This is a genomic window from Pseudomonas sp. A34-9, from assembly GCF_029543085.1.
Lineage (GTDB): Bacteria > Pseudomonadota > Gammaproteobacteria > Pseudomonadales > Pseudomonadaceae > Aquipseudomonas.
The window spans coordinates 641537-666983 of sequence record NZ_CP119967.1 but is presented as its reverse complement, the minus strand read 5'-3'; the positions used below and the strand labels follow the sequence as shown (position 1 = coordinate 666983).

The window sequence follows — 25447 nt, the reverse complement described above, 5'->3', positions numbered from 1 at the left end:
TGCTCGCGAAAGCGGTATATCAGCCAACATCAATGTCGACTGACCCACCGTATTCGCGAGCAGGCTCGCTCCCACAGGGGATCTCCATTTGACGGGAGCACTCAGTCGAAGGTGATGCCCTGCGCCAGCGGCAACTCGAGCGAGTAGTTCACGGTGTTGGTCTGCCGGCGCATGTACGCGCGCCAGGCGTCCGAACCGGACTCACGACCGCCACCGGTCTCTTTCTCGCCACCAAACGCGCCACCGATCTCTGCACCACTCGGGCCGATGTTGACGTTGGCGATGCCACAGTCGCTGCCAACCGCCGACATGAACTGCTCGGCTTCACGCACGTCAGTGGTGAAGATGCACGAGGACAGACCTTGCGGCACGGCGTTGTTCAGGCGTAGCGCTTCCTGGAAGTCGCTGTAACCGACCACGTAGAGAATCGGCGCGAAGGTTTCGCTGCACACCACATCACTCTGCTCGGGCATTTCCACAATCGCTGGCGAAACGTAGTAGGCGTTGGGGAACTGATCTTCCAGCTGGCGCTTGCCGCCGAACACCCGGCCACCCTCGCTCAACGCCTGCTCCAGCGCATCCTGCATGTTTTCGAAGCTGTGCTTGTCGATCAGCGGACCGACCAGATTGCCTTCCAGCGGGTTGCCGATGCGTACTTTCGAGTACGCGGCTTTCAGGCGAGTTACGATTTCTTCTTTGACCGACTCATGGGCGATCAGTCGACGCAGGGTGGTGCAGCGCTGGCCGGCAGTGCCGACGGCGCTGAACAGAATCGCGCGCACCGCCATGTCGAGATCGGCGCTCGGGCCGAGGATCATCGCGTTGTTGCCGCCCAGTTCCAGAATGCTGCGGGCGAAACGTGCGGCGACTTTCGGCGCCACTTCGCGGCCCATGCGCGTGCTGCCGGTGGCGCTGATCAGGGCAACACGCGGGTCATCGACCAGCGCTTCACCCGCATCGCGGCCACCGATAATCACTTGGCAAAGATTTGCCGGCGCATCGCTGAAATTCTTCACCACACGATCAAACAGCGCCTGGCAGGCCAACGCGGTCAGCGGGGTTTTCTCAGATGGTTTCCACACCACCGGGTTTCCGCAGACCAGTGCCAGCGTGGTATTCCACGCCCACACCGCCACCGGGAAGTTGAACGCGCTGATCACGCCGACCACGCCCAGCGGATGCCAGGTTTCACGCATGTGGTGGCCCGGACGCTCAGAAGCGATGGTCAAACCGTACAGCTGGCGGGACAGGCCGACGGCGAAATCGCAGATATCGATCATTTCCTGCACTTCACCCAGACCTTCCTGAGTGATCTTGCCCGCCTCCCAGGAAACCAGCTCGCCGAGATCAGCCTTGTATTCGCGCAACACTTCACCGAATTGACGCACCAACTCACCACGACGCGGAGCTGGCACCTTGCGCCATTGCTCGAACGCATGATCTGCGCGACTGATGTGCTGCTCGACTTCGGCCGGGCCTTCCCAGTTCACGGCGGCGATGCGGCTGCCGTCGATGGGCGAATGCACCGGCACTTTGCCGTTCTGGTACAGGGCCGGGTTCACACCAAGACGATCAAGCAATGCGGCAACCATGGGTCACTCCTCAAGCGAAAAACTGAATGTGTGCGGGCGCTTTTTCGCGACCGGGCAGGCCTTTAGTTGTAGCGTCACAATGGCGAGGCAACAAACGACCTTTACGCGAGATATCATTCCGTTTATTCATGCTGGGCATAGAAAGACAAGAAAAGGATCGGCCATGCTGAACAAACGCCACTTGCCCTCGATCACCGCGTTGCAGTGCTTCGAGGCCGTGACCCGGCACCTGAGCTTCACCCGCGCCGCCGAGGAGCTGAACCTGACCCAGAGCGCGGTGAGCAAACAGGTCGCGCAGCTTGAAGAGTTGCTGCAACACTTGTTGTTTCGCCGCGTGCGGCGGCGCTTGCAGATGACCCCGGCCGGGGATTTGTACTTGGTTGAAGTACGAAAAATCCTCACGCAAGTTGAAATGTCGACGCATTACCTGCGTTCCTACGGCGGCGAAACTGAAGTCCTGCGCGTATCTACGCCATCGACCTTCGGCGCGCGTTGGCTGGTTCCGCGCCTGAAAGGCTGGCGGCTGCGCCATCCATCGATTCATCTGGACTTGTGCAACGAGCAGGAAGCGGATGACCTGCTGCAAGGGCGCAGTGACCTGGCGTTCTATTTTGGTCAGGGCTCACGGCCCGGCACTGAATGCCTGAAGCTGTTCGGCGAAGAGTTGGTGCCAGTGTGCGCGCCGGGCAGCCTGCCGGACACACCGTTGACTGACCCGACGCAACTCACTGATCTGGTGCTGCTGCAAAATGCCTCGCGCCCGCAAGCGTGGCACGACTGGTTCGACAGTCAGGGTTACCAGACCGAGCACAGCTACCACGGGCCGCGTTTCGAAACCTTTTATATGTGCATCCGTGCCGCGCAGGTTGGCTGCGGTGTGGCGTTGTTGCCACGGTTTCTGGTGGAAGAGGAATTGGTCGACGGCAAACTGGTCATTCCTTGGCAGCATGCCATGCCCAGTTCCGACGCCTATTACCTGGCGTACCCGGAGCATGTGGCGGAAGTACCGAAGGTGCGGGATTTTGTGAAATGGATGCTCGAACAGATTGATAACCCCTGACCGATCTCCCCGTAGGAGCTGACGAGAGCAACGAGGCTGCGATCTTTTGATCTTGAAAACCAACATCAAAAGATCGCAGCCTGCGGCAGCTCCTACAGAAGCCCAGCAGAAATTGCTGGCAATACCTGCCGCTGATATGCGCCACTAGCGCCATTGATTTAGACCGCGCCAGCGCGCGGCGCACCTGGAGACCCCGTTATGAGCGAGAGCGTGTTTGCCGATCGCATCGTGCAGAACCTGCTCGACACCGACTTCTACAAACTGACGATGATGCAGGCGGTGCTGCACAACTACCCCAACGTCGAAGTCGAATGGGAGTTTCGTTGCCGTAATAGCGAGGATCTGCGCCCGTATCTGGCCGAGATCCGCTATCAGATAGAGCGTCTGGCCGAGCTGAGCCTGAGCGCCGATCAACTGAGTTTTCTGGAGCGCATCAGCTTCCTCAAACCGGATTTCCTGCGCTTCCTCGGTCTGTTCCGCTTCAACCTGCGCTACGTGCATACCGGCATCGAAAACGGTGAGCTGTTCATCCGTCTGCGCGGGCCGTGGCTGCATGTGATTCTCTATGAAGTGCCATTGTTGGCGATCGTCAGCGAAGTGCGTAACCGCTACCGCTATCGTGAAACCGTGCTGGAACAGGCGCGCGAGCAGCTCTATCGCAAGTTCGACTGGCTGACCGCCAATGCCTCGGCCGACGAGTTATCGCAGCTGCAGGTCGCCGATTTCGGCACCCGTCGGCGGTTTTCGTTCGGCGTTCAGGCAGAAGTGGTGAACGTACTCAAACATGACTTCCCCGGACGTTTTGTCGGCACCAGTAACGTGCATCTGTCGCGAGAACTGGACATGAAACCGCTGGGCACCATGGCCCACGAGTGGATCATGGCGCACCAGCAACTCGGTCCACGGCTGATCGACAGCCAGATCGCCGCGCTTGATTGCTGGGTTCGCGAATACCGTGGACTGCTGGGGATCGCGCTGACCGACTGCATCACCACCGATGCATTCCTCGGCGATTTCGATCTGTTCTTCGCCAAGCTGTTCGACGGCCTGCGCCATGACTCCGGCGATCCTGTGGTGTGGGGCGAAAAATGCATCGCGCATTACCACAAGCTCGGCATCGACCCGATGAGCAAGACCCTGGTGTTCTCCGACAGCCTGACCCTGCCCAAGTCGCTGGAAATATTCCGCGCGCTGCACGGTCGGATCAACGTCAGCTTCGGTATCGGCACCAACCTCACCTGTGACATTCCGGGTGTCGAACCCATGAGCATCGTGCTTAAAATGACTGCCTGCAACGGCCAGCCGGTGGCGAAGATCTCCGACGAGCCAGGCAAGTCCCACTGCAAAGACCCGAATTTCGTCGCCTACTTGCGACACGTGTTCCAGGTTCCTGCCGATTCCCGTCTATCTAGCAAGGAGTGAATTCATGCAAGCCGTACAGCGTGAGATTGCGCAGCAGCTCAAGGTGCAACCACCGTTCGCCGATTATCAGGCACTGCAGGCCGAAGTCGCCCGGCGCATTGCCTTTATTCAGGATTGCCTGGTCAATTCCGGGCTCAAAACGCTGGTGCTGGGCATCAGCGGCGGCGTCGACTCGCTGACCGCCGGCCTCTTGGCCCAGCGGGCGATGCGTGAACTGCGCGACCAGACCGGCGACAACAGCTACAAATTCATCGCCGTGCGCCTGCCATACGAAACCCAGTTCGACGAGCACGACGCCCAGGCTTCGGTGGACTTCATCGCCCCGGACGAACGCCACACGGTCAACATCGGCCCGGCGGTGAAATCGCTGGCCAGCGAAGTCGCGGCGTTTGAAGGCAAACACGCGGTTTCGGTGGACTTCGTGCTCGGCAATACCAAGGCGCGGATGCGCATGGTCGCCCAGTACACCATCGCCGGCGCGGCGCACGGGTTGGTAATCGGCACCGATCATGCGGCGGAAGCGGTGATGGGTTTCTTCACCAAGTTTGGTGACGGCGCCTGCGATCTGGCGCCGCTGAGTGGTCTGGTGAAGAATCAGGTTCGCGCGATTGCGCGCAGCTTTGGCGCGCCGGAGTCGCTGGTCGAGAAAGTCCCGACGGCGGATCTCGAAGACCTGTCGCCGGGTAAACCGGACGAGGCGTCCCATGGCGTGACCTATGCCGAGATCGATGCATTCCTGCACGGCGAGCAGGTGCGTCAGGAAGCATTCGACATCATCGTCGCGACCTACAACAAGACCCATCACAAACGCGTGATGCCGTTTGCCCCATAAGTTGTGGAGGAGCTGTAGGAGCTGTCGAGTGAAACGAGGCTGCGATCTTTTGATCTGGCTTTGAAGATCAAGAGATCGCAGCCTGCGGCAGCTCCTACAGAAATAAAAAAAGCGTCCCGAGGGACGCTTTTTTTATGCCTGACTCAATTACTTGACAGTAATCGTGCCTTTCATCATCGAGATGTGGCCCGGGAACGAGCAGAAGAAGCCGTAATCGGTGCCCGCTGCCAGCTTCGATACATCGAAGGTCACCGAATCTTTCTCGCCAGCACCGATGATTTTGGTATGGGCGATAACGCGATCGTCGCCGTCTTTCAGGTAGTTCTTGTCGATGCCAGCGGCGAGGCCGTCAGTGGCGATCGGCTGCATGTCTGCGGTTTTGCTGACGACCAGGTTATGGCCCATGACGTTCTTCGGCAGGCTGCCGGAGTGGGTCAGTTCAACGGTGAAGGTCTTGCAGCTCTTGTCGATCACGATTTCCTTGGTGTTGAAGGACATCTGATCGGTGGAGTCAACGGTGGTTTTGCACTCGGCAGCCATCAATTGGCTGCTGGCCAGCGCCAGCAGGGATACCGCAACAACTTTGGAAAACATGGTGAATCTCCAAGGCAGGGTTAACAAACACACGAATGATGGAAAGACTGCCTGAAATCTTCGCAAGTTCCTATGACTTGAGTCAAAAATTGTATACAACTTTCAGGCTATGACACTCATCGAGACAATCTAACGGCCAGAATCCCCGGCCCGCCCTATGATCGGCGCATCTACTGAGACGGAGTGCCTGTCATGTTCTTTAACGGTCTGTTGTGCAGCTTGCTCGCCGCTTACGCCTGTGGCGCCAGCGGTACCTTTGAATCGCCTGAACGCGAAGTTTAGGCCTTGGATCGAGGCTTGCCAGCCATTACCCTGTGACGGATTGACTCAGGAGGAAGGCATGTCTCTGAAATCCGTTTGTGTATTTTGCGGTGCCAACGCCGGCACTGTCCCGGCTTACACCGAAGCCGCCATCGCCCTTGGCCGGGCCTTGGCTGAACGCAAGTTGACCCTGGTCTACGGCGGTGGCGCCGTGGGTTTGATGGGCATTGTTGCCGACGCTGCACTGGCCGCTGGCGGCGAAGTGATCGGCATCATCCCGCAAAGCTTGATGGACAAGGAAATCGGCCACAAGAGCCTGACACGCCTGGAAGTCGTCGATGGCATGCACGCACGCAAGGCGCGCATGGCTGAGCTCAGCGATGCGTTCATCGCCCTGCCCGGCGGCCTCGGCACGCTGGAAGAGCTGTTCGAAGTCTGGACCTGGGGCCAGCTCGGCTACCACGGCAAACCACTGGGTCTGCTGGAAGTGAACGGTTTCTATAGCAAACTCACCGCATTTCTTGACCATATCGTCGGCGAAGGCTTCGTTCGCGCGCCACACCGTGACATGCTGCAAGTGAGCGAATCGCCGCAAACGCTGCTCGATGCCCTGGACAACTGGAAGCCGACCGTCACGCCAAAATGGGTCGACCAAAAACCCGGCTAACCGCCGGGCACCGATACAGGGCAGAATACGCGCCGCTCAACCTCACCTTCGACCAAGAGGAACGCCCATGGCCAAACCCAATTACTCCTTCGCCAAACGTCAACGAGACCTGGCAAAGGAACAGAAGAAAGAGGAAAAGCTTCAGCGCAAGAAACAAACAGCTGAAGAAGCAGCACTGAACCCTGAGGGTGAAGTGGCAACAGAAGATGATGTTGATGCAACTGAAACACCGAAAGATCAGGCGCCCGACGCCTGAACCCCACCGGGTTTGATCATCGAATCAGACCCTGCGGATTTGTGACGGGGCTGGCGGTTTCACCGCTGGCCTTCACAGCCCCTCTTTTTGAATACCCCAAAACTCCCTGTGGGAGCGAGCCTGCTCGCGAAAGCGTCGTGTCAGTCGATAAATCATTTACTGATAAAAAGCTTTCGCGAGCAGGCTCGCTCCCACATTTTTGAGCTGCGTTAATCCAGGGGCATTACCGTAACGCGGACTTCCGGATCATGACTGCCGCCGCCGAGTATCACCCCGCGCAACGGCGACACATCGGAAAAGTCCCGCCCCCACGCCAACGTAATGTGCTCCAGCGCCGGCTGCACGTTGTTGGTCGGATCGAAATCAACCCAGCCCAGCACCGGGCAAAACACCGACACCCAGGCATGGGATGCATCGGCACCGATCAAGCGCGGCTGCCCCGGTGGTGGCTGAGTCAGCAGATAACCACTGACATAACGCGCCGCCAGCCCACGGGAACGCACACAGGCAAGCATCAGATGGGCAAAGTCCTGACACACCCCGCGTCGCCGCTCCAGCACCTCAACCAGCGGCGTCGCCACTTGGGTTGCTTCGGCATCGAACGTAAATTCACTGAAAATCTTCTGCATCAGCGCCTGTACACCGAGCAGTAATGGCTGCCCCGGCGCAAAGCAGCTTTGCGAGAACTCGACGAAGCTGCGTTTCAAATGCACATACGGCGACTGGAACCGGTAGCGACAGGCTTCCAGCAAATCGGCGGACAGCGGCTGACTGCTGTAGGTCAGCGCATCCCGGGTCAGCTCCCAGGCCGGAGACTGATTGAAATCCAGCGCAGGGCGCGGCAATACCTCGATGGTCAGCCGCGCATTGACCTGCAGCTCATCATGGGGACGCTCGAACGCCAGACGGGTCAGGGGATTACCGAACACATCCAGTTCATCACGCCGCGCGGTTGGCGTCGGGCTGATCAGCAATTGCTGCTCGGTGCAGCGTTGCCATGTGCACTCGCGAGGCCACAGATGCGCCAGTTGCTGCGCCAGCGACACCGGGCTGTCGTAGTGATAACAGGTGTCATGCAGGATCTGATAGTGCGCGCTCATCAGACGGACACCGTGCGCTGGCTGACATCATCGACGTGAGCGAAATGGCGCAAGGCCAGACGATCCGACACCTGACCGCTGGCCTCGGCGATTTCCTGCAACAGATCCGCCAGACCATCAAGTGCCGCGCGAACGCTGGCTTCGCCGAACAGCGGGTTCTCCAGGCAACCGAGATCGAACCGCGTCAGACGCTCAACCAGTCGCGGCAGCCCGGCCTCTCGAGGCGCACCGAAGTCATCATTCATACGCTTCAACGTACGGGTCACCAGTTTCAACTGGAACAGCACGGCGTGCGGGTTTTGCTCATCCAGCAGCAACAGGTCGAGCACTGGGATCAACTGCGCCACCGCCAGATAGCGTGAACAGTAAGTGATGCTGCTGTTGCCGAGTTCCAGCAACCATTCCAGCCCTGCCTGATCGAACGCCCCCGCACCGCGCAGAAATGCCGCCAGACTGCTGCTGAGAAACTGCAGTCGCTCGATGCGCCGGCCGATCATCAGAAAGCGCCAGCCTTCGTCGCGGGTCATATCGTCCAGGGCAAATCCGGATAACGCCGCCAGCGACATCACCAGCCGGTTGAGAAAATCCAGCAACTCGCCGAAATCCGGTTCTTCGGTGTCCAGCTCCATCGCCTCGCGTTGCAACTCGACCAGCGCCTGCCAGTTCTCCCGCGAGAGCTTGCCGCGCACTTGCGAGGCCGCCCACTGCAGGCGCTGCAGGTTGGAGCGCAGACTGAACGACCAGTCTTCGCCGAGCAGCGCAGCGAGCAAGCGCTCCGGCAGTTCACCTTCATCCGGTAACAGCGTCAGTCGCTCGCCGAGATTGACCGCTGCCTGTAGCGCTTGCGGGTCATCGCCGTCGACGTAGCGCGCGAGCATGATCCGCAGCAGCCGCGCACTGTCGTCGCAACGTTCGCAGTAACGACCGAACCAGAACAGGTTTTCCACCACCCGCGAGGGTAGATACGGGTCGCGCCGCACCAGATCGTGGACGCCGACGTTGCGTTGAGTCTTCCACTGTTCACCGCTGGGCGGACGATCGCCCAACACCCACGTGTCCTTGCTGGCCCCGCCGCGCTGCATCGACACCACTTCGGCATCGGCCTCGGCGGCCACTCGGGTCAGGCCTCCGGGCAGCACGCGATAACCGTCGCGACTGGCCACCGCATACATGCGCATGCCGATCGCCCGTGGTTGCAGTTGACCGTTTTCAGCCTGCCAGATCGGTGCCTGGGACAGCTGAGCCAATTCTTGCGCAACATAGGCATAAGGGCGTGCCTGCATGCGCTCGGCGAGCGCCTGACGCTGTTTTTCACTCAGATCACGGCCGAAAACCGGCGCGAAGCTTTGTGAGGGAAAGGCGGGTTTGATCAGCAATTCCGGCAGTTTTTCCAGGGCTTGCGCCAGCACTGGCGCCTCACCGCACCACCACGTCGCAATCGACGGCAGGATCAGTTCTTCGCCGAACAGGTATTGATTGATCGTCGGTAAAAAGCCGAGCAACCCCGGCGATTCCAGCACACCGCTGCCCAATGCGTTAGCCACCAGCACCCGGCCCTGGCGCACCGCTTCGAGCAGGCCGGGAACCCCGAGCGCCGAGTCCGTGCGCAGCTCCAGCGGATCGCAGAAGTCATCATCGAGGCGGCGCATGATCGCGTGCACCCGGCGCAGACCGCTGAGGGTTTTCAGGTAGACCGTGGCGTCGCGCACCGTCAGGTCACCGCCTTCCACCAAGGGATAGCCGAGCTGGCGGGCCAGATACAAATGTTCAAAATAGCTTTCGTTAAAACGCCCCGGCGTCAGCAACACCACCAGCGGCGCGTCATCGTCACACGGTGCTTGCCGTGCGAGGGTTTCCTGCAAGGTACGGAAGAACCCGGCCAGATGCTGCACCTTCAAGTCCCGGTACAACTCGGGAAAGGCGCGCGACACGATGGTGCGGTTTTCCAGGGCATAACCGGCGCCCGACGGCGCCTGAGTACGATCGGCGGTCACCCACCAGCGTCCATCCGGGGTGCGCGCCAGATCCACCGCATACAGATGCAGAAACGCGCCTTCCGGGGCTGCAATGCCCTGACAAGGCCAGAGAAAATTGTTGTGACCAAACACCAGTTCAGCCGGTAACAGGCCTTCGCTGATCAAGCGCTGCGGCCCGTACAAATCAGCCAACACCGCATTGAGCAGACGTGCACGCTGAGCGATGCCCGCCGACAACTGCTGCCATTCATCTGCCGCAATCACGTGGGGCAGCAGATCCAGCTCCCACGGGCGATCAGCGCCCTTGGGATCGGCGTAAACGTTATAGGTGACACCGTTTTCCTGAATCTGCCGCGCCAGCAACGCCTGACGCTGCACCAGTTGCGCCGGGGTGCTGCGCTGCAACTGGTCGAACAGCCGTTGCCAATGCGGGCGCACCGCTCCACTGCCGTCGAGCAGTTCGTGATAGGTGCCCGCCGTGAGCGGGTAGCGGTCTAGCAGGTCAGGCATGGAAAGCTCGGCAGACAGCAGGGAACGGTCAGACTAACGCAGGCAGATGACGCGCGGATATACGAAAAATCCGCGTGTCGCGCAGGACTTAGAAACGTCGCAAATCGATTGTCATCGGCAACTCGTCACTGATTTCCACGTTCGGCACAGGAAGTTTCCCCGGCGTGTGTCCGATGCGGAAAAAACGCGCCATGCGCCGGCTCTCCGCTTCATTGGCATTGACCGGCAGCGTCTCGTAATTGCGTCCACCCGGATGGGCGACATGGTACTGACAACCGCCCAGCGAGCGGCCCATCCAGGTGTCGAGCAGGTCGAACACCAGCGGTGCATGCACGGGTATGGTCGGTTGCAAGCAGTTGGCCGGTTGCCACGCGCGGTAACGCACACCCGCGACAAACTCGCCAACACGCCCGGTCGGGTGCAACGGCACCGCGACGCCATTACAGGTCAGCAGACAGCGCTGCGGCGGCAAACCCTTGACCTTTACCTGCAAACGCTCCAGCGATGAATCGACGTAACGCACCGTACCGCCCGTCGCGCCCTCCTCGCCCAGGACATGCCAGGGTTCCAGCGCCTGACGCAGTTCCAGTTCGATACCATTGACGGCGTAATCGCCGACCTTGGGGAAACGGAACTCCAGATGCGCGGCAAACCATTGCGCCCGCAGCGGATAACCGGCGTTGTTGAGTTCGACGATGACGTCGGCAAAATCCTGCTCGATAAAGTGCGGCAGCAGGAAACGGTCGTGCAATTCAGTGCCCCAGCGCGCCAGTTTCGGCGGCGCATAAGGTTCGCGCCAGAACCGTGCAACCAGCGCCCGCAACAGTAACTGTTGGGCCAGGCTCATGCGCGCATGGGGCGGCATTTCAAAGGCGCGCAGTTCCAGCAGGCCAAGACGCCCGGTGGCGCCGTCCGGTGAATACAGTTTGTCGATACAGAACTCGGCACGGTGAGTGTTGCCGGTGACGTCGATCAGCAAATTGCGCAGCAGTCGATCAACCAGCCACGGCGCGCATTCCTCGCCCGGTTCGGGCATCTGCGCGAAAGCGATTTCCAGTTCGTACAGCGCATCATTGCGCGCCTCATCGACCCGCGGCGCCTGCGACGTCGGACCGATGAACAATCCCGAGAACAGATACGACAGTGACGGATGGTTGTGCCAGTAACTGATCAGGCTGCGCAACAGATCCGGACGACGCAGGAACGGTGAATCCGCCGGCGTCGCCCCGCCGAGAACAAAGTGGTTACCGCCGCCGGTGCCCGTGTGGCGCCCATCGATCATGAATTTTTCGCTGGTCAGGCGGGTTTGCCGCGCTTGTTCATAAAGAAACTCGGTGCGCTCGACCAACTCGTCCCACGATGCCGAGGGCTGCACGTTGACCTCGATAACACCCGGATCCGGGGTGATGCGGAAGTTGCTCAGGCGCGGATCGCTCGGCGGCTCGTAGCCTTCCAGCAACACCGGACAATGCAGTTCTTCGGCGGTGGCCTCGATGGCCGCGACCAGCTCCAGATAATCCTCGACCCGCTCCAGCGGCGGCATGAACAGATACAAACGCCCCTCGCGCGCCTCGGCGCAGAATGCGGTGCGGGTCAGCCAGTCGGCAGATTCGTCGATTTTCGGCGCGCGTTCGTCAGGCGCCGCCGCTTGACCCGGACTGTTGAGCTGCGCGGTGTCTGGCAACGCGGCGAAGTCCTGATTCGGATCCTGTGGATGAATAAACGGATACTCGGCTGCCTTCACCCACGGCTGCGAACCCAGCGGCAAGCGATAGCCCAGCGGCGAATCTCCCGGGACCAAACGGCAATGCTCATCGCGCAGGTACCAGCGCCCGCTCTGCCATTGATCGCCCTTGGCGGTGCGCGCCAGCGGCAGTACCTGGCCGATCACCTTGTTCAGGCCCTGACTGAAGACTTTGCGCAGGCGGGCGCGCTCCAGCGGTTCTTCCAGCCGCGAGTCTTCAGCACTGACGTTGCCGGGCAATGTGCCCTCGCGCCAGAGGTAATAGAAATTGTCTTCGTAGGCCGGGAACACAAAGCGTGCAGGCAATTTCAGGCGCTCGGCGACACTGGCCAGAAAGCGCCCGGCCAATTCGCCCGTGGCGCCGTAATCCTGTTGCTCGTCGGCGATCAATGCATCGTTGTGCCAGATCGGCACACCGTCGCGGCGCCAGTAGCAATTGAGCGACCAGCGCGGCAGTTGCTCGCCGGGATACCACTTGCCTTGGCCGAAATGCACCAGGCCCTGCGGGGCGTAGTGCTTGCGCATGCGCTGGAACAGTTCAGCGGAGAGCTTGCGCTTGGCCGGCCCCAGCGCGGCGGTGTTCCACTCGGCGCCATCCGGGTCGTCGATGGAAACGAAGGTCGGCTCGCCGCCCATGGTGAGGCGCACGTCATCCGCCAGCAGGTCGGCATCGATCTGCCGGCCCAGCGCCTGAATCGCCAGCCACTGCTCATCGGTGTAGGGTTTGGTGACGCGCGGCGCCTCCCAGATCCGTTCCACCGACATTTCATGGCTGAACTCGCATTCGCACGGCTCGACCAAGCCACTGATCGGTGCCGCCGAGGACGGATCGGGACTGCAGGCCAACGGGATATGCCCTTCGCCGGCAAACAACCCGGAGGTGGCATCCAGGCCGATCCAGCCGGCGCCGGGCAAATACACCTCGCACCAGGCGTGCAGATCGGTGAAATCGACTTCGGTACCGGACGGGCCATCAAGGCTTTTCACGTCTGCCGTCAGTTGAATCAAGTAGCCGGAGACAAACCGCGCCGCCAATCCGAGGTTGCGCAGCAATTGCACCAGCAACCACGCCGAATCGCGGCAGGAACCGGAGGCGTGCTCAAGGGTGTATTCCGGGGTTTGCACGCCCGGCTCCATGCGGATCAGGTAGCCGATGTCTTCGCTCAAGCGCTGGTTGAGCGCCACGAGAAAGTCCACCGCCGGCAGCGGAGTGCGGTCGATGGCGTCCAGATAGGCCTTGAATTTCGGCGTCAGTGGCAAGGTTTCGAGGTACGGCGCCAGCTCCTTGCGCTCATCGGACGCATAGGCGAAGGGGATTTTCTCGGCATAAGGCTCGAGGAAGAAGTCGAACGGGTTGAACACCGCCATCTCGGCGAGCAGATCGACTTCGATGCGCAGCTCACTGGTTTTCTCGGGGAACACCAATCGAGCGAGGTAGTTGCCCTGCGGGTCTTGCTGCCAATTGATGAAATGCTGCTCGGGCGAGACTTTCAGCGCATACGACAAAATCCGCGTGCGGCTGTGGGCGGCCGGACGCAGACGAACGATCTGCGGACCGAGTTCGACAGCGCGGTCGTAGCGGTAATGCGTGACGTGATGCAATGCGACATGAATCGACACGGCGTGCCTCCTGCGAGCCTAAGCGTATTCGAAAGCGCGCAAGACTTATGCCATGCACAGGCTTGGGCGCTTTCCCGGAATGCTTAGGGCAGTACAGCACCAAAATCGGGCGGTGCGGGGAAATGGTTTGGGCTGATTGCACGTAAATGTTGCGAAGAGCCCCTCACCCTAACCCTCTCCCGGAGGGAGAGGGGACTGACCGCATTGTTCTTGCGAGCTACACCGACGTGAAAGTCCTGAGTCGAACTCAGGATGTGAAAAGCATGGAGATCTGCTTCCTTCCCCCTCGCCCCCTTGGGGGCGGTCCGACGTTTCGGGAGGGCTTGGGTGAGGGGGATGGATCTTGCCGCCAACTTAAATCCAACTCCAGAAACGCAAAACGCCAACCCGAAGGTTGGCGTTTTGTTCAGCTCAGCAATGTTTAGCGCGGTACGACCGGCTTGCGGGTCGGCTTCGGCCCTTTGCCTTTCGCGGCGTCTTTACGCTCTTTGGCTGCCTGCTGATTGCGGGCAAACGCCGCTGCCTTGGCCTGCTCACGCTTGTCCCAAGGATTACCGCCATCACTGGCACGCGGCGGCAAACCGGTGTGCTGAGTGAGAATTTTGGTGGTCTTCTCTTTGCCCTCCTTCGCCACTTTATGGCTGCCGGCTGGCGTCGAGTTCTTGCGACGGGCGCTCTGGTAGCTGTCGGTGGCCGGCTGATGCAGCGGAATCAACTGATCCTTGCCCGGGCCGATCAGATCGCCACGGCCCATGCGCAGCAGCGCTTCACGCAGCATCGGCCAGCCTTTCGGATCGTGATAACGCAAGAACGCCTTGTGCAGACGACGCTGCTCCTCGCTCTTGACGATGGTCACGCCGTCGCTCTTGTAGGTGACCTTGCGCAGCGGGTTCTTGCCCGAGTGGTACATCGCGGTGGCGGTGGCCATCGGCGACGGGTAGAACGCCTGCACCTGGTCGGCACGGAAACCGTTGCCCTTGAGCCACAGAGCGAGGTTCATCATGTCTTCGTCGGTGGTGCCCGGGTGGGCGGCGATGAAGTACGGAATCAGGTACTGCTCCTTGCCCGCTTCCTTGGTGTACTTCTCGAACATGCGCTTGAACTTGTCATAGCTGCCGATGCCCGGTTTCATCATCTGGTTGAGCGGACCTTCCTCGGTGTGTTCCGGGGCGATCTTCAGGTAACCGCCGACGTGGTGGGTCACCAGCTCTTTGACGTACTCCGGCGACTCGACCGCAAGGTCGTAACGCAGGCCGGAGGCGATCAGGATCTTTTTCACACCCGGCAACGCACGGGCGCTGCGGTACAGCTGAATCAGCGACGAGTGGTCGGTGTTCAGGTTCGGGCAGATGCCCGGGAACACGCAGGACGGCTTGCGGCACGCGGATTCGATTTCCGGCGTTTTGCAGGCGATGCGGTACATGTTCGCGGTCGGGCCGCCGAGGTCGGAAATGACGCCGGTGAAGCCTGGCACCTTGTCGCGGATCTCTTCGATTTCGCGAATGATCGACTCCTCGGAACGGTTCTGGATGATCCGGCCTTCGTGCTCGGTGATCGAACAGAAAGTACAGCCACCAAAGCAGCCACGCATGATGTTCACCGAGAAACGGATCATGTCATAGGCCGGGATCTTCTCTTTGCCATACGCCGGGTGCGGAACGCGCGCGTAGGGCATGCCGAACACGTAGTCCATTTCTTCGGTGGTCATCGGAATCGGCGGCGGGTTGAACCAGACGTCGACTTCGCCGTGCTTCTGCACCAGCGCGCGAGCGTTGCCCGGGTTGGTTTCCAGGTGCAGCACGCGGTTGGCGTGGGCATACAGAACGGCGTCGCCACGGACCTTTTCAACCGACGGCAGGCGGATAACGGTCTTGTCGCGAGTCATCTTCGGGCTGGCCAGGATCTGCACGACCTTGGCTTCCTGCGGATCTTCAACCGGACCTTTTTCCTGCTCGATGGCGCAGGCCTGGGTATCCTGGGTATTCACGTACGGGTTGATGATCTTGTCGACCTTGCCCGGACGATCGATGCGCGTCGAGTCGACTTCGTACCAGTCTTTCGGCGTGTCGCGACGAATGAACGCGGTGCCGCGTACGTCGGTAATGTCTTCGATCTTGTGACCGTAGGACAGACGCTGGGCCACTTCGACAATCGCCCGCTCGGCGTTGCCGTACAGCAGGATGTCGGCGCTGGCGTCGATCAGGATCGAGTTACGCACGCGATCCTGCCAGTAGTCGTAGTGAGCGATGCGGCGCAGCGAGGCTTCGATACCGCCGAGCACGATCGGCACGTGTTTGTACGCCTCTTTGCAGCGCTGGCTGTAGACCAGGCTCGCGCGATCCGGACGCTTGCCGGCCATGCCGCCCGGGGTATAGGCGTCGTCGGAACGGATTTTTCTGTCGGCGGTGTAACGGTTGATCATCGAGTCCATGTTGCCGGCCGCAACCCCGAAGAACAGGTTCGGCTCGCCGAGCTTCATGAAGTCGTCTTTGGACTGCCAGTTCGGCTGGGCAATGATCCCGACGCGAAAGCCCTGAGACTCCAGCAGCCGGCCAATGATCGCCATGCCGAACGACGGGTGATCGACGTAGGCATCTCCGGTAACAATAATGATGTCACAGGAATCCCAGCCAAGCTGATCCATCTCCTCCCTGCTCATCGGCAGGAATGGCGCTGGCCCGAAACATTCGGCCCAATATTTTGGATAGTCAAATAACGGCTTGGCTGCTTGCATGTCGACGACCGGTGTTGAGATGAAAAATCGCGGGCGCGGAATATAGCACAAAATTTGACCAATTCCGACGGCAATGGTCGGTTTCTCTTTTAACCTGCGCTTGATGCAAAACCCGGCGCAATACGTTTGTTTCACAAGGACCCAAGCGGAAAACCGGCGAAAACCATTAACCCATCAGGCAATCAGACACGATTGCCGCCAGACAACCTTCAAGGATGAAGACATGTCACCAAAACTGCCCGTCAAGGGCACCACCACTGTTGATGTTCACCCTCGGCCGAATCAAACGTCGGACGCCAACCTGTCCCGCAGAGGGAGATTGACCAAGATCAACTTTGGCTTGCCGGATCTGGAGGTCATACGTCCGTTGCCACCTGGCAGAACCCCCCCAGACGTCGACCTCGACGCAATCACGCCCGCGCCGATGATAACGGTGCACGAGGTGGTTGAGGTAAGGGTGCCCACGGATACCCTCCCACCGCCCGACCCTTCGCTGGAGCGATACCGGCTCGGCAGTACAGCGGGCTTGCCGGACGCAAACGCCGATGGCTTTCGGATTCACCGGGGGCGCCGCTACGTTGACCTGGGTGATGGCGGCCTTACGCTGCTCGACACCGATCCGGATACCGGACTGCACCGGGCCAGGCTACCCAGCGAGTTGACTGCCTCCGGGCCGGTGCTGCTGCGCGACCCCGACAGCGGAGTCTGGTACACGCTGGTGGACGTCCAGCCGGTCACCCACCCGTTGACAGATCGCCGTCTGGAAGCCTTCCGCACAGAGCTGGATTTCAGCGGGGTCGAACCCGCCAGCGACGGCTTGTATACCCACGAGGGCAAACGCTATGCACTCATCAACCGTCATGCGTATCAGGTGATACATGACGTCGATGCATCAACGCCGGCGTACCCGGTATGGCGCATCGTCAAATCCGCAGATCCCGTGGCCAGCGACGGTGAAAATCGCTATCACGCCACCCGCAGCGGTGAAAGCCTGGCCATTACGCGTAACGAGGCGAACGACTGGGTGTCCATCGTCGTCGGGCTGGCGGGCGGCATGCGGCGCGACGAGCAAGCCGCCAAAGCCCTGCTGATGCAAAGGTACCAACCCACACATCAGGCTCACATTGCCATGAGCGAGTCAAATAAACAGTTCGGCGTTCTCTACGACGAGGCCAAAAAGTTGCCCGAGAACAGCGCACAGCGAACCGGGGCGTTGATCAAAGCTGAAGTGCATGCCCTCAAGCACATCAAGAGACAGGCCGACTTTGTCAAATCGCTGATCGATGACAAGGACTGGTTGATCCACTTGAAGTCTGGTGGCCTTTACAAGTCGGAGCTGCATACCTTTCAAATGGAACGGCTCGATTACTACAACAAACTCATGGCAATCATGGATCTGCGGGTCAGGCCTGAGACCACGGGGGCCACCGTTGAAAACTGCAAGAAAACCATCGCGCACCTGAACAAGAAACTGAAGATTCTCGACGACCGTCAGGTGGTGATGGATCAGGTCAGAAAGGCGTCTCCCGGCGCGGCCCCTGAGCTCGCCGAGATCACCGCCCAGGTGCCCGATGCAGACCGCATCAACTTCAGCAAATTGTCGTTCTATCTGCGTCTGCATTCGGATGACCCCGTAAACCCGCCGGACATAGGTATGCAGTCGCTTCAGGCCATCGACATGTTTACGCGAGATCTGAAAAACCAGAGCGCATTGGACAATCCCCTGGTGTTGCTGTTGGCAGTCGAGCAAATCCGCATGGAGAAGAGCCAGTTCGAAGCTCAACTGACCACCGCCGCTCCCGACAAGGCTGAGTACATCCGGGAGATCATTGCCCTGGTCGAGCCCTTCGAGACGAGAATAGACAACAGGCTGAGCGAAATATTTGCATCGTTCGACCGGAGTGCCGAATTGCCTAGCCTCGATCAGAGCATCGATTTCGACTTTGTACCGCAGCAGCCCGTCTACGAGGATAAGGTGGACGCCCCGCCCCGGAAGAAAATGTTCCGTACCCGGCAACACGGTACTGATCGGGTGCTGGTGGGCGAAACGGAGAGCACGCCGGATGGCGAGGTGCTCAAGGTTGCCAACCCCTTGATGCCGAACGCTGCACCCCCGCGTTATGAAAACAGGCAAGGCGAGTGGCGCCCCGTTCGTCCGCTCATTCCCGACACACCGAGGCCAAAACTCGTCAAGGACGCCAACCGGTTACTCGCCGGGGTCGGAGAATGGCTTGCCGAAGCCAAGGCCAGGGAAACGCGAAAAGACAATCCCACGGACATTATCGAAGATCTGGACATGCAGGCCGACCTGCTGCACGAACAGGCCAGACTGTTGAAAAATCACCAAAATGCACCTGGCGATAGCGAGATCCTGGGCCTGGTCGCACGCTTGCAAGCGGCAGGCGACTCGCTGACCGCGGCAGGCAAGAGCGTGCTGGTGCGGATGTACAAAAATCCGCAGGTGCTGGACATCCTGCGTCTGAACTATTTGCTCGATCACGGCGAAGTCACGGTGACCAGAACGGTTAATCGCAAGCTGCTCGGCAAGGGCGATGAGAAGTACTTTCTGGACGTTTATCGGATCAACGACGGTGCCGGTGAAAAGGCCGCGTTGTGGGAAGCCCATTTCAAATACGACCGGCACGACAGAGAGCCGTTGAAATTCAAGCCGGAGAAGGGGGCTCACCTCAAAACCCTTGAACAGGCTGGACGGGGCCTTGAAGCCCAGCGTCGGGATGCACAGGCCGGGTTACCGCATGTCGCCATCTGGCGCCAATCGTTCGATCGCAAGACCGCGACCAAAATATTCGACCTGATGACCTGAGCCTGCTCAACCACCGCCCATGCGCGAGCGCCGGGCTTTACGCCACATCGCAACCATTCAGGCAATGACGCCGAACGCCTGTCGGCACCCATTCGCGGGCGCTGGCAGGTGTACTTACAAGGAAGAAAGCAATGCCAATGACACCACCCAGGAGGGGCCACAGCTCCGTCGATGTCCACACTCGCCCGACCCTGGACACGCCCGTGCCACACCTGGATATGCCGACGCGCTTCGACATCGACATGCCCGCCTTGCGCCCTGACGGTCGCCCGACACGGCCGGGCCGAACGCCGGGAGAAACCGACCTCGATGCCATCACGGCAGCGCCATTGCTGACGGTGCACGAAACCAACGGGAATCTGACCACCCTGGACGCCCCGGCAGCGGTCATTCAGTCGCTGGAACCTTTCCGCTTCAGCTCGCCAACCACGTTACCTGACGCCAACGCCGATGGCATGAGGGTGCACAAGGGGCGCCACTACGCCGACCTGGCCGATGGCGGCGTCGTACTGCTCGGCACGGACCCGGAAACAGGCCTGCACCGGGCCAGGCTGCCCAGCGAATTGACCGCCTCGGGGCCGCTGCTGTTGCGCGATACGGACAGCGGACGGTGGCACAAGCTTGAAGATTTCGAACCGATCACTTTTACGCTGAGCGAGACCCGTCTGGAGCCGTTTCGCACCAGGCTGGACTTCAGCAACGCAGAACCCGGCAGCGACGGCCTCCATCGGTTCGACGACAAACTCTACGTGGTGATCGAACACCACGCCTATCAGGTCCTGCGGGATCCAGACGCCTCGACCCCGCTGGCGACGGTGATGCGCATCGTGCGCAGCGAGGACCCCGTGGCCAGTGACAGCGCCAACCTGTATGTCGCGACGCGCCCAGGCAGGTCGGAGCCGATTGTTTTCGATGCCGTGCAAGGCTGGGTCGGCACCACCGTCGGCGGCGCCGGCGGCGGCGCCGGCGGCGGCGCCGGTGGAATGATGCGCAGCGATGGCAGCAGTGCTCCTGCTCGTCTCGGCCTGCGGGACAGGCTGTCGCTGCGCTTCAATCGTCTGCGCAGCCCGGAATCACGCGCCAGGAAACTCTTTCCGGGGAGCGACATCGACGCTTTTATCAGATCCCTGGGGGATGATGTCGAAGGTGGCCTGGCTCGCTACGAGACCGAATACAAAACCCTCAAGACCGAGCTGAAAACCTGGATCAGCCAAAACCCCGCCACTTCGACGCCGGGCACAGCATCAGGCAACCTGCATCAGGCTGCCCTTGGCATCAAGCGCTGCTGGCGTCGGGAGATCGGCGTACTCCGGCTGGATACTGGGGATAAAACCCTGCCAGCGTTGACCGCGGATTTCAGCCATGTCCGGGGACTGACGCTGAAATCGCCCAACTGGACAGACTCCGCCAATACGTTCCTCAGCAACTTCTCCGGTCTGACGGAGCTGCACATCACCGGGTCGAAGCTGGATACGCTGCCCGCCGCCATTGGGCACATGGCCAATCTGAACAAACTGGACCTGAGTGCCAACCGTATTGCCCTCAATGAGCAAACGGCGGCAACACTGAGCACTCTGGGCAAGCTCCAGTATCTGGATCTGTCAGGGAATCCGCTAGGTAAAACACCTGACTTTGCCGGCATGTCCGAACTCAAGACACTGAACCTGAGCAACGCGCAACTGGATCAGTGGCCGGCCGGTTTGCTCAATCAAGCGCAGTTGACGCTGCTGGATCTACGTAACAACCGCTTGACGGCGGTCCCGAAGGCCAACCTCACCCCTGCGCTTGATCAGCTGCAAACGATGGCCCGGATCAATGACGTCACACTGATTGAAGGCAATCTATTCCCTGCTGCCTATTGGAGAAAGTTCGAAGCGTATTGGCAGCGTTTGACTGCCCATTACCCGGAACTGAGTAATAACAGCCTGCCCGGCGCGTTCAGGATTGATAGTGATATGCCCGAGGTAGCCAGCGTGCAGCGGCTGTATCCAACCAAAAACGCCCAAGAGGCCAGGGAGTTATTCATCGCAATGGGGGATGATGCAGCAGCCTGGATTGCCCAACGTTCTCAGGAACTGGATTTACTGGAGAGCCAACTGGCTGCCTACGTCGCTCAAAGTCAGCCCGGCTCGTCCGACGTCGTCAGCCCGGCGAAAATACAGGCGCAGCGTATCGCCAGCATCATTAAGAGCAGCTGGCTGCAGGTGGCGGGGAGCGAGCTGAAGCTGCCTTCAATCAACGGGCCACTGCCGGCTATTTCTGTGGATTTCAGTCATGTCAAAGTGCTTTTTCTCGACGCCGTCACCTGGTCGGGCGATGCTGATACATTCCTGTCCAACTTTCCCCATCTGAAGCATTTGTCCATTACGCGATCCGGAATTGAAAAGATACCCGGGCACATTGGCGCGATGGAAGATCTGACTAACCTCAACCTGAGCATGAACCGCATTGAGCTGGACGAGCAAAGCGCTGCAACGCTCAGTGGCCTGAGTCATCTGCATACTCTCAATCTTTCTGAAAATCCGAAGCTGACGCTGACACCCGACTTCGGCCGCATGTCCGGGCTGAAGTATTTGATGTTGAACAACACGGGAATCGATCATTGGCCGACTGGACTGCAGGACAAGACACAGCTGTCACTGCTTGATTTGCGCAATAACCGCCTGAATGAAGTTCCGCAGCAATTCCTCAATCCGGCGCCTGATCAGTTGCTGACGATCGCCCGGATCAACATAGGCACATCACTCACTAACAACGATTTTCCTCCCGATTACTGGAGAAATTTCGACAACTTCTGGCGGCGCGTGCATAGGGTACGTCCCGAACTACTGGCCTCTGTCCAGGACATGACGTTCGACAGCGATAACTCACCGGCGCAGCGCCACCTGCGGCTATTCCCGGAAATGAAACCCCGGGAACGCTGGGAATACCTCTGGAGCTTTGAGGGCGACGCCGCAGTGGCGAAAATCCACAGCCTTGAACAGGAATTCAACCTGCTGACGACTCAACTCGACGCCTGGGTTTATTCTGGAGGCGGCAACCGTGGGGGGTATGTTCGAGCCAATCAGGTGGCAATCAACGCGCTAACCCGTATCGACCGTGAGGAGGCCAGTACCAGGATCTACAGATGCTGGAGGAAGGAAACACCGCAGAAACGGGCCAATGACCGGACGCCCATCGGCCTTGAGCTGGATCTCAGCAACTTGCGGCTGCCTACCCTGCCGGACCTCGATGTGGACTTCAGTCATGTCGGCTCGCTCAAATTGAGCAATATGGATCCGGGCACTTCTCCGGAAGGCTTTCTGACCCGATTCCGCCATGTACGCTGGCTGGATTTGTCGCGCAATCAACTACGCGAACTACCGCCCGCCGTTGGAGAAATGCATGGTCTGACCCGCCTGTTTCTACAGAAGAACCAGATTTCCCTGACGGCCGACAGTGCGCGCATCCTGTCCGAGCGCACCACCCTGCGCGCACTGTGGCTGCATGAAAACCCGCGACTGGGGATCGCCCCGGACTTCAGCCAGATCATCGACCTGCGCTCGGTCGATCTGGCCAACACCGGTATCGACACTTTCCCGACCGGCCTTGCCGACCAGCCACTTCTGGACACCGTCAACCTGAGCAACAACCGGATCACGGAAATTCCGGATGCGGTCATCGCGCCGCCCGACGACCGACTGGCGCACACCGTGCGCGTCAACAATGTAACCAACATCACCGGCAATCGACTGTCCGAGGCGACCCGCACCCGGCTGATTCAATACGAAAACCGCCTGATCGAGGCCGAGACACCGCTGACCGGCATGAGAAATCTGGTCGACACCGCACGCAACCAAGTCCCCCCGATTCCCGCAAGAGCAACGAATAATCAGGTATCGCGCTGGACTGCAGGGCTCACACCAAAGGAGACGGCCGCCAGAGGACGCCAATGGCAGACACTGCGCGCTCAGCCGGGTTCGGATGCCCTGTTCAATACAATTGAAGGCTTGCTGGATTCGCCTATCGGCCATCAGGACTTGCAACGACGGGTGTGGAAACTGATCGACAGCATCACCGAAAACAACCCGGAGTCCGAACGCCTGCGCAAAGAAGTGTTCAATCGAGCGGCCGAAGCGGCCTGCTGTGATCGGGCGGCCTTCACCTTCACCAATCTGGAAGTCCGGGCAATGGCACACGACGCGCGTACCCAGGCGCGGGATCAATCCCAAGGGCCACAATTGTCGGCGCTGTCCAAAGCGTTGTTCCGCTTGCATGAGGTCGACATAATCGCCTCGGCGGACATTGCGCAGCGTGAGGCAGCCCTCATCGAAGCGAGGGGCAACCAAGTCGCAGCGGATGCTCCACGGCCGCGTGTACATGAAGAAGTGGAAATCAGGCTTTTCTATCGCCATCGCCTGAAAGACCGCCTGCAACTGCCGGGACAGCCTGAGCGAATGCTCTTCGATAGGCTGATCAGTGTGTCAAAAGCGCAGCTGGATGCTGCGTACGAACACGTGATCGCTCTGGACAACTCCCCGGCGCAATTCGACGCACTGGTGTCACGGGAGTTCTGGCAGGAGTTCCTGACCCACAAATACAAGGCGCAATTCGAAACACTGCGTCAGCCGTTCCAGGAACAACAGGCCGCGCTCTTCGAAGCGCATACCGCCGAGACGATTGCGTTTGCCGATTACGAAGCGCGATCCAAGGCGCTACAAGAATCGCTTGCAAGCGAAGAAGAGGCACTGATCGCAACATTGAGCCGACAGGAGCTGAGCGAGCACCAAGCAGTGCCCGACTGACGAGGAGGCAGTGGTAACGCGTTGAAACGGGACAGCTGGCCGCAATGGTTTCGGCCAGCTGTCACTCGTCGTCGTCGAAGTTGTAACTGCCCGGCGCAAGGTTTTCGAAGCGGGTGTACTTACCGATAAAGGCCAGGCGGACAAAGCCGATCGGCCCGTTCCGCTGCTTGCCGATGATGATTTCGGCGATGCCTTTATGCTCGGTCTCCGGGTGATACACCTCGTCGCGGTACACGAACATGATCACGTCGGCGTCCTGCTCGATCGCTCCGGATTCCCGGAGGTCGGAGTTGATCGGACGTTTGTTCGGCCGTTGCTCGAGGGAACGGTTGAGCTGGGACAGCGCCACCACCGGGCAGTTGAATTCCTTGGCCAGAGCTTTCAAGGAACGCGAGATTTCCGAAATCTCGTTGGTTCGGTTGTCGCCGCCGGAACCTGGAATCTGCATCAACTGAAGGTAGTCGATCATGATCAGGCCGATCTCACCGTGCTCACGCGCCAGACGCCGGGTACGCGCACGCATTTCCGAAGGGCTGATACCGGCGGTGTCGTCAATGAACAGCTTGCGGTCATTGAGCAGGTTGACCGCCGAGGTCAGGCGCGGCCAGTCGTCATCCTCCAACTGACCGGAACGCACCTTGGTCTGGTCGATCCGGCCGAGCGAGGAGAGCATACGCATGACCAGCGATTCACCTGGCATCTCGAGGGAATACACCAGCACCGCCTTTTCGCTGCGCAGTACGGCGTTTTCCACCAGGTTCATCGCGAAGGTGGTTTTACCCATCGACGGACGACCGGCGACGATGATCAGGTCGGCCGGTTGCAGGCCGCTGGTTTTCTCGTCGAGGTCGGTGTAACCGGTAGACAGGCCGGTGATGGCGTTGTCGGTGTTGAACAAGGTGTCGATGCGGTCGATGGCCTTGGTCAGCAAGTCATTCACACCGACAGGGCCACCGGTTTTCGGCCGGGCCTCGGCAATCGCGAAGATCTGCCGCTCGGCTTCATCGAGGATCTCCTCGGCGGTGCGCCCTTCCGGGTTGAAGGCGCTGTCGGCAATCTCGGTGCTGATGCCGATCAGTTGGCGCAACGTCGCGCGCTGGCGGACGATCTGCGCATAGGCCTTGATGTTGGCGACGGATGGCGTGTTTTTCGCCAGCTCGCCGAGGTAACCGAGGCCGCCGACTTGCGAGGTCTGACCTTCCTTGTCCAATTGCTCGGCAAGGGTCACGACGTCGATCGGGGAGTTCTGATCAGCCAGTCTGGCGATTGCGCGGAAGATCAAACGGTGGTCATGCCGATAGAAATCGCCGTCGGAGACTTGATCGAGCACGCGTTCCCAGGCGTTGTTGTCCAGCATCAGACCACCGAGTACGGCCTGTTCGGCCTCGATGGAGTGCGGCGGCACCTTCAGGGCAGCGGTTTGCAGATCGTATTGCTCGGGAGCGGAGATATCGTTCATGGCCACTTGTGT

The 25447-nt window shown here is 60.0% G+C and carries 14 protein-coding genes; 7 read left to right on the top strand and 7 right to left on the bottom strand.

What is annotated here, in order from left to right:
• Window positions 1-101 precede the first annotated feature (101 nt).
• Entirely contained in the window at window positions 102-1592 is a 1491-nt protein-coding gene (locus P3G59_RS02850; protein WP_099757852.1) for an aldehyde dehydrogenase family protein, read from the bottom strand.
• 163 nt (window positions 1593-1755) lie between these two features.
• Between P3G59_RS02850 and P3G59_RS02845 the strand changes: the two genes are divergently transcribed.
• From P3G59_RS02845 to nadE, 3 genes are all read left to right on the top strand, one after another.
• Window positions 1756-2652 carry a LysR substrate-binding domain-containing protein gene (locus tag P3G59_RS02845; RefSeq protein ID WP_277760381.1) on the top strand — a complete coding sequence of 299 codons (897 nt, stop codon included), beginning with the start codon at window positions 1756-1758 and terminating at the stop codon, window positions 2650-2652.
• Between the two features lie 198 nt (window positions 2653-2850).
• Window positions 2851-4074 carry a nicotinate phosphoribosyltransferase gene (gene pncB, locus P3G59_RS02840; RefSeq protein WP_277760380.1) on the top strand — a complete coding sequence of 408 codons (1224 nt, stop codon included), beginning with the start codon at window positions 2851-2853 and terminating at the stop codon, window positions 4072-4074.
• A gap of 4 nt (window positions 4075-4078) precedes the next feature.
• Window positions 4079-4906: an ammonia-dependent NAD(+) synthetase gene (nadE, locus tag P3G59_RS02835; protein WP_277760379.1), complete on the top strand. Its 828-nt coding sequence runs from the start codon at window positions 4079-4081 to the stop codon at window positions 4904-4906.
• Window positions 4907-5053: 147 nt separating this feature from the next.
• On the opposite strand, the gene azu is transcribed toward nadE, so the two are convergent.
• Window positions 5054-5500, bottom strand: a complete 447-nt coding sequence (gene azu / locus P3G59_RS02830; RefSeq protein WP_277760378.1) for an azurin — start codon at window positions 5498-5500, stop codon at window positions 5054-5056.
• Between the two features lie 340 nt (window positions 5501-5840).
• On the opposite strand from azu, the gene P3G59_RS02825 reads away from it, so the two are divergent.
• On the top strand, window positions 5841-6428 hold the full coding sequence (locus P3G59_RS02825) for a TIGR00730 family Rossman fold protein (RefSeq protein WP_277760377.1): 588 nt from the start codon (window positions 5841-5843) through the stop codon (window positions 6426-6428).
• Between the two features lie 67 nt (window positions 6429-6495).
• Entirely contained in the window at window positions 6496-6684 is a 189-nt protein-coding gene (locus tag P3G59_RS02820; RefSeq protein WP_095121840.1) for a hypothetical protein, read from the top strand.
• A 209-nt stretch (window positions 6685-6893) separates the two neighbouring features.
• Here P3G59_RS02820 and P3G59_RS02815 read toward each other — a convergent pair whose 3' ends face one another.
• The 4 genes from P3G59_RS02815 to P3G59_RS02800 form a co-directional block, all read right to left on the bottom strand.
• Entirely contained in the window at window positions 6894-7784 is an 891-nt protein-coding gene (locus P3G59_RS02815) for a transglutaminase family protein (protein ID WP_277760376.1), read from the bottom strand.
• Entirely contained in the window at window positions 7784-10270 is a 2487-nt protein-coding gene (locus P3G59_RS02810) for a circularly permuted type 2 ATP-grasp protein (RefSeq protein ID WP_277760375.1), read from the bottom strand. Before P3G59_RS02810 ends, P3G59_RS02815 begins: the two co-directional genes overlap by 1 nt.
• A gap of 88 nt (window positions 10271-10358) precedes the next feature.
• A complete protein-coding gene (locus P3G59_RS02805) occupies window positions 10359-13634 on the bottom strand; it encodes a transglutaminase family protein (protein ID WP_277760374.1) in 3276 nt (1091 codons plus the stop codon).
• 421 nt (window positions 13635-14055) lie between these two features.
• The gene (locus P3G59_RS02800) at window positions 14056-16368 is read right to left on the bottom strand and encodes a YgiQ family radical SAM protein (RefSeq protein WP_277760373.1); all 2313 of its coding nucleotides are present in this window, start codon (window positions 16366-16368) and stop codon (window positions 14056-14058) included.
• A 223-nt stretch (window positions 16369-16591) separates the two neighbouring features.
• Between P3G59_RS02800 and P3G59_RS02795 the strand changes: the two genes are divergently transcribed.
• On the top strand, window positions 16592-19192 hold the full coding sequence (locus P3G59_RS02795) for a hypothetical protein (RefSeq protein WP_277760372.1): 2601 nt from the start codon (window positions 16592-16594) through the stop codon (window positions 19190-19192).
• A 131-nt stretch (window positions 19193-19323) separates the two neighbouring features.
• On the top strand, window positions 19324-23976 hold the full coding sequence (locus P3G59_RS02790) for an NEL-type E3 ubiquitin ligase domain-containing protein (protein WP_277760371.1): 4653 nt from the start codon (window positions 19324-19326) through the stop codon (window positions 23974-23976).
• Between the two features lie 61 nt (window positions 23977-24037).
• Here P3G59_RS02790 and dnaB read toward each other — a convergent pair whose 3' ends face one another.
• A complete protein-coding gene (gene dnaB / locus P3G59_RS02785) occupies window positions 24038-25435 on the bottom strand; it encodes a replicative DNA helicase (protein ID WP_277760370.1) in 1398 nt (465 codons plus the stop codon).
• Between the last annotated feature and the right edge of the window lie 12 nt (window positions 25436-25447).

Excerpts from the sequence above, each read along its gene's own strand:
- P3G59_RS02850 (WP_099757852.1), bottom strand. The coding sequence starts at position 1,592 with ATGGTTGCCGCATTGCTTGATCGTCTTGGTGTGAACCCGGCCCTGTAC.
- P3G59_RS02845 (WP_277760381.1), top strand. The coding sequence starts at position 1,756 with ATGCTGAACAAACGCCACTTGCCCTCGATCACCGCGTTGCAGTGCTTC.
- pncB (WP_277760380.1), top strand. The coding sequence starts at position 2,851 with ATGAGCGAGAGCGTGTTTGCCGATCGCATCGTGCAGAACCTGCTCGAC.
- nadE (WP_277760379.1), top strand. The coding sequence starts at position 4,079 with ATGCAAGCCGTACAGCGTGAGATTGCGCAGCAGCTCAAGGTGCAACCA.
- azu (WP_277760378.1), bottom strand. The coding sequence starts at position 5,500 with ATGTTTTCCAAAGTTGTTGCGGTATCCCTGCTGGCGCTGGCCAGCAGC.
- P3G59_RS02825 (WP_277760377.1), top strand. The coding sequence starts at position 5,841 with ATGTCTCTGAAATCCGTTTGTGTATTTTGCGGTGCCAACGCCGGCACT.
- P3G59_RS02820 (WP_095121840.1), top strand. The coding sequence starts at position 6,496 with ATGGCCAAACCCAATTACTCCTTCGCCAAACGTCAACGAGACCTGGCA.
- P3G59_RS02815 (WP_277760376.1), bottom strand. The coding sequence starts at position 7,784 with ATGAGCGCGCACTATCAGATCCTGCATGACACCTGTTATCACTACGAC.
- P3G59_RS02810 (WP_277760375.1), bottom strand. The coding sequence starts at position 10,270 with ATGCCTGACCTGCTAGACCGCTACCCGCTCACGGCGGGCACCTATCAC.
- P3G59_RS02800 (WP_277760373.1), bottom strand. The coding sequence starts at position 16,368 with ATGCAAGCAGCCAAGCCGTTATTTGACTATCCAAAATATTGGGCCGAA.
- P3G59_RS02795 (WP_277760372.1), top strand. The coding sequence starts at position 16,592 with ATGTCACCAAAACTGCCCGTCAAGGGCACCACCACTGTTGATGTTCAC.
- P3G59_RS02790 (WP_277760371.1), top strand. The coding sequence starts at position 19,324 with ATGCCAATGACACCACCCAGGAGGGGCCACAGCTCCGTCGATGTCCAC.
- dnaB (WP_277760370.1), bottom strand. The coding sequence starts at position 25,435 with ATGAACGATATCTCCGCTCCCGAGCAATACGATCTGCAAACCGCTGCC.